Origin of the sequence: Kitasatospora sp. NPDC101176 (genome assembly GCF_044768035.1) — a bacterium.
In the GTDB taxonomy this organism is placed as follows: Bacteria; Actinomycetota; Actinomycetes; order Streptomycetales; family Streptomycetaceae; genus Kitasatospora.
Window position 1 is genome coordinate 34,171 of the sequence record NZ_JBIWPA010000006.1, and the last position, 12,518, is coordinate 46,688.

11 protein-coding genes are annotated in these 12,518 nt (G+C 75.1%); 8 read left to right on the top strand and 3 right to left on the bottom strand.

Annotated elements, in window-relative coordinates:
* The first annotated feature begins 38 nt into the window (after positions 1-38).
* The 3 genes from ACIRS1_RS11715 to htpX all read left to right on the top strand — a co-directional run bounded on the left by ACIRS1_RS11715 (position 39) and on the right by htpX (position 4,268).
* Positions 39-1,595, top strand: coding sequence for a NuoM family protein (locus ACIRS1_RS11715; RefSeq protein ID WP_402838668.1), 1,557 nt, complete (start codon positions 39-41; stop codon positions 1,593-1,595).
* A gap of 56 nt (positions 1,596-1,651) precedes the next feature.
* Positions 1,652-3,211, top strand: coding sequence for an NADH-quinone oxidoreductase subunit N (locus ACIRS1_RS11720; protein WP_402838670.1), 1,560 nt, complete (start codon positions 1,652-1,654; stop codon positions 3,209-3,211).
* A 196-nt stretch (positions 3,212-3,407) separates the two neighbouring features.
* Positions 3,408-4,268 (top strand): zinc metalloprotease HtpX, encoded by an 861-nt coding sequence (gene htpX, locus ACIRS1_RS11725; protein WP_360219742.1) that lies wholly within the window; start codon positions 3,408-3,410, stop codon positions 4,266-4,268.
* A gap of 9 nt (positions 4,269-4,277) precedes the next feature.
* On the opposite strand, the gene ACIRS1_RS11730 is transcribed toward htpX, so the two are convergent.
* Positions 4,278-5,732, bottom strand: a complete 1,455-nt coding sequence (locus ACIRS1_RS11730; protein ID WP_402838672.1) for a PLP-dependent aminotransferase family protein — start codon at positions 5,730-5,732, stop codon at positions 4,278-4,280.
* Between ACIRS1_RS11730 and ACIRS1_RS11735 the strand changes: the two genes are divergently transcribed.
* Entirely contained in the window at positions 5,731-6,636 is a 906-nt protein-coding gene (locus ACIRS1_RS11735) for a DMT family transporter (RefSeq protein WP_402838673.1), read from the top strand. The genes ACIRS1_RS11730 and ACIRS1_RS11735 overlap by 2 nt on opposite strands.
* A gap of 134 nt (positions 6,637-6,770) precedes the next feature.
* Here ACIRS1_RS11735 and ACIRS1_RS11740 read toward each other — a convergent pair whose 3' ends face one another.
* On the bottom strand, positions 6,771-7,172 hold the full coding sequence (locus ACIRS1_RS11740; RefSeq protein ID WP_360219751.1) for a hypothetical protein: 402 nt from the start codon (positions 7,170-7,172) through the stop codon (positions 6,771-6,773).
* A 304-nt stretch (positions 7,173-7,476) separates the two neighbouring features.
* Between ACIRS1_RS11740 and ctaD the strand changes: the two genes are divergently transcribed.
* The 3 genes from ctaD (at position 7,477) to ACIRS1_RS11755 (ending at position 10,676) form a co-directional block, all read left to right on the top strand.
* Complete coding sequence (ctaD, locus tag ACIRS1_RS11745) at positions 7,477-9,138, top strand: cytochrome c oxidase subunit I (protein WP_402838955.1); 1,662 nt, start codon at positions 7,477-7,479, stop codon at positions 9,136-9,138.
* Positions 9,139-9,290: 152 nt separating this feature from the next.
* The gene (locus ACIRS1_RS11750; RefSeq protein ID WP_402838675.1) at positions 9,291-9,716 is read left to right on the top strand and encodes a BlaI/MecI/CopY family transcriptional regulator; all 426 of its coding nucleotides are present in this window, start codon (positions 9,291-9,293) and stop codon (positions 9,714-9,716) included.
* Between the two features lie 3 nt (positions 9,717-9,719).
* Positions 9,720-10,676 carry a M48 family metalloprotease gene (locus ACIRS1_RS11755; RefSeq protein WP_360219757.1) on the top strand — a complete coding sequence of 319 codons (957 nt, stop codon included), beginning with the start codon at positions 9,720-9,722 and terminating at the stop codon, positions 10,674-10,676.
* 79 nt (positions 10,677-10,755) lie between these two features.
* Here ACIRS1_RS11755 and ACIRS1_RS11760 read toward each other — a convergent pair whose 3' ends face one another.
* Positions 10,756-11,445: an FMN-dependent NADH-azoreductase gene (locus ACIRS1_RS11760; protein WP_402838676.1), complete on the bottom strand. Its 690-nt coding sequence runs from the start codon at positions 11,443-11,445 to the stop codon at positions 10,756-10,758.
* Between the two features lie 75 nt (positions 11,446-11,520).
* On the opposite strand from ACIRS1_RS11760, the gene ACIRS1_RS11765 reads away from it, so the two are divergent.
* Entirely contained in the window at positions 11,521-12,393 is an 873-nt protein-coding gene (locus tag ACIRS1_RS11765) for a sigma-70 family RNA polymerase sigma factor (protein ID WP_402838678.1), read from the top strand.
* Positions 12,394-12,518 lie beyond the last annotated feature (125 nt).

Genomic DNA, 12,518 nt, shown 5'->3' on the forward strand with positions numbered 1-12,518 from the left:
CTCCCCCCGATGCCGACCGCCGCCCGTAGGAGCCCCCGATGAACGCAGTCCTCATCGCCCTCCTGGTGCTGCCGCTGCTCGGCGCCGCGCTCACCCTGGCACCGGTGTTCGGCCCGGAGCCGGCCGCCGCCGACCGGCGGGCGCTGCGGCTGAACAGCGTCCTCACCGGCGCGGTGCTGCTGCTCGCCGTCGCCCTGGCGGCGGGCTTCGACCAGGACGAGCCCGCCCGGATGCAGGCCACCACCGACGTGGCCTGGATCCCGGCCCTGGACGTGCGCCTGCACCTCGGCGTGGACGGCGTCTCGCTGCCGCTGATCGTGCTGACCGCGCTGCTCACCTTCCTCTGCGCGCTGTACTCGGAGAAGCGCCTGCCCTCGGGGGAGGGCGTCCCCTCGGCGCGCTCCTTCGTCGGCCTGTTCCTGCTGCTCGAGGTCGGCATGCTCGCGACCTTCGCCGTGCTGGACCTCCTGCTCTTCTTCCTGGCCTTCGAGATCGTGCTGATCCCGATGTACTTCCTGATCGCGCGCTGGGGGAGCGGTGCGAAGGCCCCGGCCGCCAACCGGTTCATCCTGTACACGCTGCTCGGCTCGGCCGTGATGCTGCTCGGCTTCCTGCTGGTCGGCAGCAAGGCCGGAACCTTCGACATGCAGGCCCTGGCCGCCGCGCACGGCGCAGGCCTGAGCCACACCACCCAGGTCGTCGCCGCACTGGCGATCATGGTCGGGCTCGCGGTCAAGGCCCCCGCCTGGCCGCTGCACAGTTGGCTCCCGGACGCGCACACCGCCGCCCCGACCGTCGGCTCGGTGCTGCTGGCCGGCGTGCTGCTGAAGATGGGCACCTACGGCCTGGTCCGCGTCCTCCTCCCGGTCGTCCCGGACGGCACCGCCACGCTCGCCCCCTACCTGGGCGCGTTCGCCGCCGTCGGCATCGTCTACGGCTCGCTGGCCTGCCTGGCACTCGCCCGCCCCGGCGCCAAGGGCGACCTCAAGCGCCTGATCGCGTACTCCTCCGTCGGCCACATGGGCTTCGTCCTGCTGGGCATCGCCTCCCTCACCCCGGCGGGCGTCAACGGCGCGCTGTTCGCCAACATCGCGCACGGGCTGATCACCGGCCTGCTGTTCTTCGTGGTCGGCGCGGTCAAGGACCGCTACGGCACGGCGGACCTGGACACCCTCGCGGGAGCCACCGGCGCCGCCCTGTACGGGCGGGCGCCGCGGATCGGCGCACTGCTCGCCTTCGCCGCCGTCGCCAGCCTGGGCCTGCCCGGTCTGGCCGGGTTCTGGGGCGAGCTGCTCGCCATGTTCGGCGCGTTCGACCCGGCCGAGGGCCTGTCGCGGCCCGCGTTCGTCACCTACATGGTCCTGGCCGGCCTCGGCACCCTCCTCACCGCCGCCTACCTGCTGATCGTGGTCAGGCGCGTCTGCATGGGTGACCCCGAGCAGCCCGCGCCGGTGGCGCAGGTCGCCGACCTGCGCCCGTACGAGGCCGTCAGCTGGACGCCGCTGGCCGCTCTCACCCTGCTCGCCGGCCTCTGGCCCGCGCTCCTGCTCGGCCTCTCCGACCCCGCCGTCAAGCACCTCCTCGGAGGTGGCTGACCGTGCTCGGAGCCCAGACCGCCGCACTCGGACCTCACTCCACGGGGCAGCACACTGTGACCTCCCTCGCCGTAGCCAACCCGGGCAGCCTGATCCAGTCCGTGGACTGGGTGGCGATCGCGCCCCCGCTGATCGCCGCCGTGGCGGCCGTCGCCGTCCTGGTCACCGACCTGTTCCTGCCCGAGCGGCACAGGAAGTGGCTCGGCCGCCTCACCGCCGCCGGACTCGCCCTCGCCCTCATCGCGCTCCTCCCCCTGACCGGGGGATCACCCCGGGCGACCTTCTGTGTGCAGAACGTAGCAGGCGTCACTGACAGCGCCGGCTGTTCGTACGTCGCCGACCACTTCGCCCTGGTGTTCCAGCTGCTCGCGCTCGGCGGCGCGCTGATCGCCGCCCTGCTCTCGGCGCACACCGTCGAGGAGGAGCGGCTGCCCGGCGGCGAGTACTGGTTCCTGCTGCTCTCCAGCGCCACCGGCGCCGCGCTGCTGCCGGCCTCCCGGGACCTCGCCACCATGGTGATCGCGCTGGAGGTCGCCTCGCTGCCGGCCTTCGCCCTGGTCGCGCTGCGCCGGGACGGCCGGGGGGCCGAGGCCGCGCTCAAGTTCTTCGTCTCCTCCGTCACCGCGACCGCCGTGATGCTGCTCGGCATCGGGTTCGTCTACGCGGCCGGCGGCAGCCTCCACCTGGCCGCCGTCGCGCAGGGCCTGGAGCACGCCCCCGCCCAGCTCAGGCCGCTCGCCGAGGCGGGCGCCGTGCTGACCCTGGTCGGCTTCGCCTTCAAGGTCGCCGCCGTGCCGTTCCACTTCTGGGTGCCGGACACCTACACCGGCGCCCCGCTGCCGGTGGCCGGCTACCTCTCGGTGGTCGGCAAGGCGGCCGGCCTCTCCGGCCTCGCGCTCGCCACCACCATCGCCTTCCGCCCGTACGCGCACACCTGGGGCCTGGTGCTCGCGGTGCTCGCCGCCGTCACCATGACGGTGGGCAACGTCGGCGCGCTGCGCCAGCGCTTCGACACCCGCTACAGCGCGGTGCGGCTGCTGGCCTGGTCCTCCGTCGGCCAGGCCGGGTACCTGTTGGTGCCGCTGGCCGCCGCGGGCTACGCGCCCACCGGCGCCGACCCGCTCGGCGCCACCGCCGCGTACGCGCTGATCTACGGCGTGGTCAACCTCGGTGCGTTCGGCGTGGTGGCGGCGGTCGGCCGCCGGGCCGGGACCAGCGTGGACGACTTCCGCGGCCTGTTCGCCCGCCGCCGCTGGACGGCCCTGGCGCTCGCCTTCTTCCTGCTCTGCCTGGCCGGGCTGCCGCCCGGTGTGATCGGCCTGTTCGGCAAGGTCGTGGTGTTCCGCGCGGCCGTCGACGCCGGGCTCGGCTGGCTGGCCGTCGTGATGGCCGCCAACGTGGTCGTCGCCCTGTACTACTACCTGCTCTGGACCGCCCGGATCTTCGCCCCGGCGACGGCGGACGAGGCGGCGGACGAGGCGGCGGGCGGGGCCGGCGACGAGCGGCGCCTGCCGGTCGGCCTGACCGCGACGCTGGGACTGACCGCCTCGGTGGCCGTGGTCCTCTCGCTCGCCCCCCAGCTCGTCCTCCAGGTCGCGGGCGGCTCCCTCTTCTAGCCGACCTCGGTCGGCCCCGCCCCGCCCGCACCGGTGCTCCGGCGCGGGCGGGCCCGGGCGGCCCTCGTCACGGGGTGCCGGCGCCGCGGCGGTGCGACGCCGGTCAGGGGGAACAAGGCCCTGGTCCCCGCCCGTTGACCGGGCAAGAGGGACGAGGCAGAAAGGGCTTCCCCACCGCACCACTGGAGGGCCTGACGTGCACCGCCGGCACAACGGACTGAGGACCGCCGTCCTGCTCGGCGGCCTCTCGGCGCTGATCCTGGTGATCGGCAGCTTCTTCGGCCGAACCGGCTTCGTGATCGCCCTGGTGGTCGCCCTCGGCACCAACGCCTACGCCTACTGGAACAGCGACAAGCTGGCGCTGCGGGCCATGCGGGCCCGCCCGGTCAGCGAGATCGAGGCGCCCCGGCTGTACCGGATCGTCCGCGAGCTCTCCACCTCGGCCCGCCAGCCGATGCCCCGCCTCTACCTGTCGCCGACGCCCGCCCCGAACGCCTTCGCCACCGGCCGCAACCCGCGCAACGCCGCGGTCTGCTGCACCGACGGCATCCTGCAGCTGCTGGACGAGCGGGAGCTGCGGGGCGTGCTCGGGCACGAGCTGAGCCACGTCTACAACCGGGACATCCTGATCTCCTCGGTCGCGGGGGCGCTCGCCTCGGTGGTGATGTTCCTGGTGAACTTCGCCTGGCTGATCCCGTTCGGCCGCAGCGACGACGACGACGGGCCGGGCCTGTTCGGCCTGCTCGCCATCATGATCCTCGGCCCGCTCGCCGCCGGGCTCATCCAGCTGGCGGTCAGCCGCTCCCGCGAGTACCAGGCCGACGCCGACGGCGCCCGGATCACCGGGGACCCGATCGCCCTGGCCAGCGCCCTGCGCAAGCTGGACGCCGGCACCCGCCGACTGCCGCTGCCGCCCGAGCCGCAGCTCCAGACGGCCAGCCACATGATGATCGCCAGCCCGTTCCGCCCCGGCGAGGCGGGTGCCCGGCTCTTCTCGACCCACCCGCCGATGGCCGAGCGCATCGCCCGGCTGGAGCGGATGGCGGGCCACCGGTAGCGGGCCCGCTCAGCCGGCCGCGGCCTCGTAGGCCCGGCGCAGGCGGCGGACCCCCTCGACGGCGTGGGCGGTGCTCTCCGCCGCGGCGTAGCTGAGCCGCAGGTGCGGGGCCGGGGGTTCGGCGGCGTGGTACGGGCGGCCGGGGGTGATCTGGACGCCGGCGCGCAGCGCGGCCGCGGTGAGCGCGCCGTCGTCGACGCCGTCCGGGAGCCGCAGCCACAGGTGGTACCCGCCGCGGTTGTGGGCGCCGACCAGCCCGGGCAGCTCGCGGTTCAGGGCGGCGACGGTGGCGGTCCGGCGGTCCTTCAGCTCGGTGCCGAGGGTGCGCAGGTGGCGGGCCCAGCCGGGGTCGGCGACCAGCTCCAGGGTCGCCTCCTGGAGCGGCCGCGGCACGAAGAAGCTGTCCACCACCTGGGTGGCGCGCAGCCGGGCCAGCGCCGGGCCGCGGGCGGTGAGGGCGCCGACCCGCAGGTTGGGCGAAGCGGCCTTGGTCAGCGAGCGCAGGTGCACCACGACGCCGTCCGGGTCGTCGGCGGCGAGCGGGCGCGGCAATGCGGGGGCGTCGGAGTGGACGAGCAGCCGGGCGAAGTCGTCCTCGACGACGAACGCGCCGGCCGTCCGGGCGATCCGCAGCACCTCGGCGCGCCGGGCGGGCGAGAGCACCGCACCGGTGGGGTTCTGGAACAGCGGCTGGCAGACGAAGACCCGCGCCCGGGTGGCGTCGAAGGCGTCGGCGAGCAGGTCGGTGCGGACGCCGTCGGCGTCGACCGGGACGGGGACCGGCCGCAGTCCGGCCGCCCGGACGACCGCGAGGATGCCCGAGTACGTCGGCGATTCGACCAGGACGGGGGAGCCGGGCGCGGCGAGCGAGCGCATGGCCACGGTGAGGCCGCTCTGCCCGCCGGCGGTGATCAGGACGTCCCCGGTGCCGATCGGGCCGCCCTGGCCGCCGATGCCGCGGGCGAACCAGCCGCGCAGTTCGGTGAGGCCGTCGGTGGGCGGGCGGTCCCAGGCGCCCGGGCGGCGGCCGGCCCGGGCGAGCGCGGCGGCCAGCAGCCGTTCGGGCAGCAGCGAGGCGTGCGGGTAGCCGCTGTTCAGGTCGACGACGTCGGGCGGGGGCACCCGGAGGGTGGCGAACACCGGTGCGGCGAGCAGGTCGCGCGGGCCGGAGTCGGCGCTCAGGGCGACCTCCTGCCATGAGAGGTCGCCGGGGCGGGCGGTGGACGGGACGCCGGCGCGGGCGCCGCCGGTGAAGGCCGCGGCCCGGAACACGCCGGCGCCGGGCCGGGAGACGACCAGGCCTTCGGCGGAGAGCACCGCCATCGCCCGGGAGACCGTCACCGGACTGACCTGGTGGCGTTCCATCAGGACCCGGCTGGAGGGCAGCTTTCGGCCCTCCGGGTAGCGCTCGACCTCAGCCCGCAGGGTATCGGCGAGTTCGGTGACACTGCTACGCTCGTTCATGACGGCACAAGATAGCGCTATCCACTCGATCGCGATAGCACCGCGGACCCCCGCCTCCGGCACCGCGCTGGCGGCCCTCGGGGTGGCCTCCTTCTCCCTCAGCTTCCCCGCCACCGCGTGGGCCCTGTCCGGCTTCGGCCCGTGGAGCGCCACCGGACTGCGCGGCGCCGTCGCCGGCCTGCTCGCCGCCGGCTACCTGGCGGCCGTCCGGGCCCCGCTGCCGGAACGCCGGCACTGGCCCGCGCTGCTGGTGGTGGCGGGCGGCTGCGTGCTGGGCTTCCCGCTGCTGACCACGCTCGCCCTGCGGACCTCCTCCACGGCCCACTCGGCGGTGGTCATCGGCATGCTGCCGCTGGCCACGGCGGTGTTCGCGGCGCTGCGCACCGGGCGGCGGCCGTCCCGGGCGTTCTGGGCGGCGGCGCTGGCCGGTGCGGTGGCGGTGCTCGCCTTCACCCTGCTGCAGAGCCACGGCCGACCGGGCGTCGCGGACCTCTACCTGATGGCCGGCCTGCTGGTGTGCGCGGCCGGGTACGCGGAGGGCGGGCGGCTCTCCCGCGCTCTGCCGGGCGCCCAGGTGATCGCCTGGGCGGTGGTGGCCGCGCTGCCGGTGACGCTGCTGACCACCGTGCTCGCGCTGCCCGCCGAGCCGGTGCACCTCGGTGCGAAGGCGCTGGCCGGGCTGGCGTACACGGCGGGGGTGTCGCAGTTCGGCGGCTTCGTGCTCTGGTACCGGGGGATGGCCGCGATCGGGGTGCCGAGGGCGAGTCAGCTCCAGCTCGCGCAGCCGCTGCTGACGCTGCTCTGGTCGGTGCTGCTGCTGGACGAGGACCTGCCGGCGGCCGCGCCGGTGACGGCGGTGGTGGTGCTGGTGTGCATCGCCGTCACCCAGCGGGCCCGGGCCTGATGCGTGCGGCGGGCCCGCGGCCGGGTGCGGCGCGGGCCCGCCGGTCCGGAGGGGCCGGACGGTCTGGCGAGGCCGGAGAGGCCGGATGGGCCGGAGGTCCGGAGAGGCCGGGCGGCCCGTGGCGGGTCGCCCGGTCAGTCCGTCTCGGGCCGGTAGACGCAGAGCGCCCAGATCACGAAGGCGTCCAGCGCGATCACGATGATCGACCAGAGCGGGTAGTACGGCAGCGACAGGAAGCTCTCGACCGCGCTGAGCGAGGCGAGGAAGATGCCGACGTACCGGGCCCATCCGGCGCCGGTGATCACGAAGTAACCGACGGCCGCGAGCAGCAGACCCATGATCAGATGGATCCAGCCCCAGCCGGTGAGGTTGAACTTGAAGACGTAGTTCGGGGTGGTGACGAAGACGTCGTCGTTGGCGATCGCCATGATGCCCCGGAACACGTCCAGCACGCCGTTGAGCATCATCATCACGCCCGCGAACACCACGCCGCCGGTCACCCACCCGGAGTTGGCCCTACTGCTCGAGCTGCTCATGGGTTCCTCCTGTGCCGAAGCCACTGGGGGCGGTCGCCCCGGGGGCGGTCGACCCGCACGGCCGAACGGGTGTGCCGACTACGACCGTCCGCCGGGCCGTGCCCGCGGGCAACCGGTCCGCGCCTGTTCGGGTGACGTGCCGCGCGCGCCCCGAGCCGCCGCCGCGGCCCGCTGGTACTGGTGGACCGGGTACTGGCCGGGCCCGGTGCGGCCCCGAGCACGGGAGGCGCGCCGCGTGACGCTGCTGCCGAAGGACGTCGTGGACCGGGGCCCGCGCCCGCCCCGCACCCCCCGGGCGGACCGCCTGCGGCGCGCCGCCCGGCGGCGGCGGGGCCGGGCCCTGGTCGGCTGGCTCACCACCACCGACCACAAGCGGATCGGCACCCTCTACATCACCACGTCGTTCGTCTTCTTCCTGGCCGGCGGGGTGATGGCGCTGCTGATGCGGCTCGAACTGGCCCGGCCCGGGCTGCAGCTGATGGACAACGAGCAGTTCAACCAGCTGTTCACCATGCACGGCACGATCATGCTGCTGATGTTCGCGACCCCGCTGTTCGCCGGCTTCGCGAACTGGATCATGCCGCTCCAGCTCGGAGCCCCGGACGTCGCCTTCCCCCGCTTGAACGCACTCGCCTACTGGCTCTACCTGTTCGGCTCGCTGATCGCCGTGTCCGGCTTCCTGACGCCCGACGGCGCCGCCGACTTCGGCTGGTTCGCCTACGCGCCGCTGAACGGCGCCGAGCACAGCCCCGGGATCGGCGCCGACCTGTGGATCATGGGACTGGCCCTCTCCGGCTTCGGCACGATCATGGGCGCGGTCAACTTCATCACCACGATCGTCTGCCTGCGGGCGCCCGGGATGACGCTGTTCCGGATGCCGATCTTCGTCTGGAACGTCCTGCTCACGGCGGTGCTGGTGCTGTTCGCCTTCCCGGTGCTGGCCGCCGCGCTGCTCTGCCTGGAGTCGGACCGCCGGTTCGGCTCGCAGGTCTTCGACGCGGCCGACGGCGGGGCGCTGCTGTGGCAGCACCTGTTCTGGTTCTTCGGCCACCCGGAGGTGTACATCATCGCGCTGCCGTTCTTCGGCATCATCACCGAGATCATCCCGGTCTTCAGCCGCAAGCCGGTCTTCGGCTACTCCGGTCTGGTCGGCGCCACCGTCGCCATCACCGGTCTGTCGATCACCGTCTGGGCGCACCACATGTTCGTCACCGGGCAGGTGCTGCTGCCGTTCTTCTCGATCATGACGATGCTGATCGCGGTGCCCACCGGGGTGAAGTTCTTCAACTGGATCGGCACCATGTGGAACGGCTCGCTGAGCTTCGAGACGCCGATGCTGTGGACGGTCGGCTTCCTGGTCACCTTCCTGTTCGGCGGCCTGACCGGGGTGCTGCTCGCCGCCCCGCCGATCGACTTCCACGTCTCCGACTCGTACTTCGTCGTCGCCCACTTCCACTACGTGGTCTTCGGCACCGTCGTCTTCGCGATGTTCGCCGGCTTCCACTTCTGGTGGCCCAAGTTCACCGGGCGGATGCTGGACGAGCGGCTCGGGCGGATCCACTTCTGGACGCTCTTCACCGGCTTCCACGCGACCTTCCTGGTGCAGCACTGGCTCGGCGCCGAGGGCATGCCCCGCCGGTACGCGGACTACCTCGCCTCGGACGGCTTCACCACGCTCAACACCGTCTCCACCGTCGGCGCGCTGCTGCTCGGCATCTCCACCCTGCCGTTCCTCTACAACGTCTGGACGACCGCCGTGCACGGGGAGCGCGTCGAGGAGGACGACCCGTGGGGGTACGGGCGCTCGCTGGAGTGGGCCACCTCCTGCCCGCCGCCGCGGCACAACTTCGTCACCCTGCCGAGGATCCGCTCCGAGTGCCCCGCGTTCGACCTGCACCACCCCGACATCGCCGAGCTCGACCGCCGGCAGAACGCCCCGCAGGACACCCGGCAGCCTGCCGGCTGACCGGCTGCCGCCCGCGTGCCGCCCGTCTGCCGCCGGCCCCGCGGGCGCCCCCGCACCCGTGCGCGGAGCGGTTCGCAGCGGCGCACCGCTCGTTAGGATGAACCCGTGCTCCGCCGGTCGAGGGGCACGGCATCCGGAGGGAGTGGGCCGCCATGGCAGACGAGAGGCCCGCCCCCGCGGCGGGCGAGGCACCGACCCGCAGACGCGGCCAGGGCGAGCTGGAGGCGCAGGTGCTGGCGGTGCTCCAGCAGGCACCCGGCCCGGCCTCCGCGGGGTGGGTCCAGGAACGCCTGGAGGGCGACCTGGCGTACACCACGGTGATGACCATCCTGTCCAGGCTGCACGCCAAGAACGCCGTCTCGCGGACCCGTTCGGGCCGCTCCTACCTCTGGCAGGCCTCCTCCGACGCCGCCGGGCTGGCCGCGCTGCGGATGCGCCGGATGCTCGACGGCGAGGCCGACCGGGACGCCGTCCTGGCCAGCTTCGTGAGCGCGCTGCTCCCGCACGACGAGGACCTGCTGCGGGCGTTGCTCGACGCCGCGTCCGCGGACCCGGCAGCGGCCGACCGTGAGAGCTGACCCGTGGGCCTCTTCGTCTTCCTCCCGCTCGTCCTGCCGCTGACCGCGGTACCGATCGCCCGCCTCACCGAGCAGCACCTGCACCCGCGCGGCGCGGCCCGGCTGATGACCGTGATCAGCGCCGTGATGGCGGTGTGCAGCGTGCTCTGCCTCGGCCTGATCGGCGTGGTGGGCACCGCGCAGATCCCCGGCAACCCGCTCCCGGACAGCTGGTCCGACCCGGAGGTCCGGGCCGCCCTGCCGTACCACGAGACGGTCGGGACGGCCGCGATGTGGCTGCTGGCGCTGGTCGCCGCGGCCTGCGCCCGGACGGTCGGCCGCCACCTGCGGGTGCGGTCCCGGGCCCGCCGGGCACTGACCGGGCTGCCCGACGGGCCGGAGTCCGCCGCCGACCTCGCGGTGCTGCCGGACACCAACCCGTACGCGTACGCGCTGCCCGGCTCGCCCGGGCGGGTGGTGGTCTCCACCGGGATGCTGGCCGGACTGGCCGAGGACGAGCGCGAGGCGCTGCTCGCCCACGAGCGGGCGCACCTGCGGCACCGCCACCACCGCTACCTGCTGACCACCCAGCTCGCCGCCTGCGTCAACCCGTTCCTGCGGCCGCTGCAGCAGGCGGTGGCGTACAGCGCGGAGCGCTGGGCGGACGAGGAGTCGGCCCAGGCGGTGGGCGACCGCCGGATCACCGCTCGGGCGGTGGCCCGGGCCGCCCTGGTGTCGCACGCGGCGCCCGCCCCGGGCTTCGCGGCCTTCGTGGCCCCCGCCCCGGCGCCCGGCCCGGTGCCGCGCCGGGTGGCCGCGCTGCTCGGCCCGGTGCCCACCTCGCGCAACTGGCCGCCGGCGAAGACCCCGGCCGGCCTGGCCGCGATGGTCGCCGCGGTGGGCACCGCGGCGTCGGCGCTCTGCGCGCTCAACGCCGCGGTGGCCCTGCTGCTGGTGCTGAAGGCCGTCACGCCGCTGTAGGGGGCAGTCCGTCGGGCGGTGGGTCCGGTCCGTCGGGCGGTGGCGGCGCGCGGGTTCCGTGCGGCCGGGGCGCCCGCCGTCAGCCGGCCGCGGCCAGGGCGTCCAGGCGGGCCCCGGCGTCCGCCAGCGACCGCGCGGCGAGCGGCCGCAGCCCGGCCAGGGCGGGGTCGTCCGCGGCGCGGGTGAGCTCGGCGACGACGACGTGCAGGTTCTCCGCCGCGACCCCGAGGTTGCCGAAGTGGGCCCGCAGGTACGGGACCTGGAAGTCGCAGTGCTCGCGCGGGGTGCCCGGCCCGTAGCCGCCGCCCCGGGTGGCGACGACCACGACCCGGGTGTCGCGCAGCAGCGCCTCGCCGGTGCCGGGGTCGTGCAGCACACCGGGGAAGGTGACCCGGTCGATCCAGGCCTTGAGGCCGGCCGAGACGGTGAAATTGTACATCGGGGCGCCGAGCAGCAGGGTGTCGGCGGCCCGCAGCTCCTCGACCAGCGGGCGGGTGAGCGCCCACTCGCGTTCCTCCCCTGCCCCCTCGACGAGCGCGGCGACCGCGTCCGGCGGGAGCGCGCCCCGCGCTCCGGCCCGGCGGCCGAGCGACTCGTAGGCGGCCCGCACCGCGGGGACGGGGTCGGCGGCGAGGTCACGGTGCCGGTGGCGGCCGGCGGTGCCGTGCCGGGCCCGCCAGGCGGCGGCGAAGCGGGCGGTCAGCGCGCGGCTGACCGAGTCGCCGGCGCCGGTGCTGGAGTCCAGGTGCAGCAGGGTGGGGGTGGTCACAGGTCTCTCCCGGTCACTTCGGTGCTGGACGGTTCGTCATGGGGGGTGACGGGCCGGGCCGACGAAAGGTGACCGATGGACCGGGACGGGGTGCTGGCGGAGCGGTTCGAGGCCGAGCGCGGTCGGCTGGGGGCGGTCGCCCTGCGGATGCTCGGGTCGACGGGCGAGGCGGAGGAGGCGGTCCAGGAGGCCTGGTTGCGGCTGGACCGGGCCGGACCGGACGCGGTGGAGAACCTGCCGGGCTGGCTGACCACGGTGGTCTCCAGGATCTGCCTGGACCTGCTGCGGGCGCGCGCGGCACGCCGCGAGGAGCCGGTCGGGGAGGCCCTGCCGGAGGTGGCGTCCGCTGACGCGGGCCCGGAGCGGGAGGCGCTGCTGGTGGAGTCGGTCGGCCGGGCGCTGCTGGTGGTGCTGGACCGCCTGGGGCCGGCCGAGCGGGTCGCCTTCGTGCTGCACGACGGGTTCGCGGTGCCGTTCGAGCAGATCGCGCCGATCGTCGGGCGGACCCCGGTGGCCGCCAAGAAGCTGGCCTCCCGGGCCCGGCGGCGGGTGCGCGGCACGCCCGCGCTGCCGCCGGAGCGGCTGGCCGGGCACCGGAGGGTGGTGGAGGCGTTCCTGGCCGCCTCCCGGGGCGGTGACCTCGCCGAGCTGCTGGCGGTGCTGGCGCCGGACGTGGTGCGCCGCGCCGACCCGGCCGCGCTGCCGCCCGGCCGCGCCCCGGTGGCCCGGGGCGCGGCGGAGGTCGCCCGGGAGACCGCGGTGCTCGGCCGGCGGGCCCGGTTCGGCGCGGTGGCACTGGTGGACGGCGTCCCGGGCATCGTGATCGCCCCGGGCGGACGGCTGCGGCTGGTGCTGCGGGTGGCCGTCACGGGCGGCCGGGTGGCCGGCTTCGAGGTGGTCGCCGACCCGGCCCGGCTGGCCGCGCTGGAGCTCGCCGTGGGGGCGTGAGCCGTGAGCGGTGATCCGCGAGCTGCGCGAACTCCCGCTGCCGGACGGCCTGGCGGCGGTCTGACGGGCCGGCCGCCCGGGCGGGCGTCAGCTGTCCGGCGACTCAGCGGTCCTACGAATCAGCG

What these genes read in the sequence shown, in the direction of transcription:
- ACIRS1_RS11740 (WP_360219751.1), bottom strand. Translation starts at nt 7,172, where the DNA reads ATGAGCAGCTCGAGCAGTAGGGCCAACTCCGGGTGGGTGACCGGCGGC.
- ACIRS1_RS11730 (WP_402838672.1), bottom strand. Translation starts at nt 5,732, where the DNA reads ATGAACGAGCGTAGCAGTGTCACCGAACTCGCCGATACCCTGCGGGCT.
- ACIRS1_RS11735 (WP_402838673.1), top strand. Translation starts at nt 5,731, where the DNA reads ATGACGGCACAAGATAGCGCTATCCACTCGATCGCGATAGCACCGCGG.
- ACIRS1_RS11765 (WP_402838678.1), top strand. Translation starts at nt 11,521, where the DNA reads ATGGACCGGGACGGGGTGCTGGCGGAGCGGTTCGAGGCCGAGCGCGGT.
- ACIRS1_RS11750 (WP_402838675.1), top strand. Translation starts at nt 9,291, where the DNA reads ATGGCAGACGAGAGGCCCGCCCCCGCGGCGGGCGAGGCACCGACCCGC.
- ACIRS1_RS11715 (WP_402838668.1), top strand. Translation starts at nt 39, where the DNA reads ATGAACGCAGTCCTCATCGCCCTCCTGGTGCTGCCGCTGCTCGGCGCC.